The organism is Bathymodiolus platifrons methanotrophic gill symbiont, from assembly GCF_002189065.1.
Classification (GTDB): domain Bacteria; phylum Pseudomonadota; class Gammaproteobacteria; order Methylococcales; family Methylomonadaceae; genus Methyloprofundus.
The window spans coordinates 1-1,283 of the sequence record NZ_BDMN01000567.1; the positions used below are offsets into that span (position 1 = coordinate 1).

Below are 1,283 nucleotides of genomic sequence, written 5' to 3' on the forward strand. Positions count from 1 at the left end.
CAAATGGCTCTACGGCTATTCGGGATAAAATTTTAGCCTCCCTCGGGCGCTATCGCGCACTTCGGATTGGCAAATTTCCCTTCGCCTTCTGGAGACTATCAGCCCGTCCGGGGCTGACAGCGATTGCATTCTTTGACAATAAGAGTAAAAGAACATTAACACAAGAGAGGTTTTTATAATGCCTATAATTTCAATATTAAACCCTAAAGGCGGGAGTGGTAAAACTACCCTAAGCACTAACTTTGCAAGGGCTTTGCATGAGCGTGGTTTGTCTGTTCTTATTGTAGATAGTGATCCGCAAGGCAGCGCGAGAGATTGGCACGCAGCCGCAGAAAATAACCCCTTGCCTCTTATTGCATTGGATAGAGCTAAAAACATGAAAACTCTTTTTAGTGTAGGGGCTTCTTATGATTATGTGATTATTGATGGAGCGGCAAAGCTTGAGGATATGATAGCGGCAGGAATAAAAGCGGCTGATTTTGTTTTGATACCTGTACAACCAAGCCCATACGATATATGGGCGGCTTCTGATTTGGTCGAGTTTATCAAAGCGCGGCAGGAAGTAACAGACGGAACGCCGAAAACATCCTTTGTAATAACCCGTGCAATAAAGCGTACAAAATTAGGTCGAGAGATCGGGGAGGCATTAGCAGAATATGGCCTACCTGTTTTTGATAATTGTATCATGCAGCGGCAAGCATACCCCCAGACAGCCGCCGAAGGTTTAACGGTTTATGATTCTGGAAATAGGGCGGCTATGGACGAAATGAACGCCCTTACAGATGAATTAATTAATTTTATTGCAACACCATCAAAGGAGGGCGCAGAAAATGGCACTATCATCAAAACGGCCTAGTAAGGGTGAAGAAGCCAAGGCCAAAATATTAGAAGATATTAAGGGCGAGGGCAGAAAGAAAAAGAGACTTAATGCAGATATAGAAGAAAATCTATATAAAAGAATTAAAGTTAGAGCCATAGAAGAGGGGCGCACCGTGTCAGAAATTACCCGTGAACTATGGATTACTCATTTGAGTAAAAAAATAAATTAGCATTTACTCATTCAAGTAAATACACTCTTATTCTTTTGAGTTTTTTGTACTGGTTCAAAAATGAGCATTGAACCGAAAATGAACCAATAAAAGGAGGTCATAGCATGATTGAATTTTCAAAGGCATGTGTTACGTAGCTTGAAATAAAGGAAGCTGTACTTATACCTTAATTATGATGGAAGCGACCCGCGATATTTTGATAAAGGGAAAAAGTTTGGCAAGGGGAAAAAGAAA

Annotated in this window: 2 protein-coding genes; both read left to right on the forward strand. The window is 41.2% G+C overall.

Annotated elements, in window-relative coordinates; translation table 11 throughout:
- The first annotated feature begins 178 nt into the window (after positions 1-178).
- Entirely contained in the window at positions 179-856 is a 678-nt protein-coding gene (parA, locus tag CDZ78_RS20535) for a ParA family partition ATPase (protein ID WP_087871598.1), read from the forward strand.
- On the forward strand, positions 831-1,049 hold the full coding sequence (locus tag CDZ78_RS20540; protein WP_087871599.1) for a hypothetical protein: 219 nt from the start codon (positions 831-833) through the stop codon (positions 1,047-1,049). Before parA ends, CDZ78_RS20540 begins: the two co-directional genes overlap by 26 nt.
- The last annotated feature ends 234 nt before the right edge of the window (positions 1,050-1,283 follow it).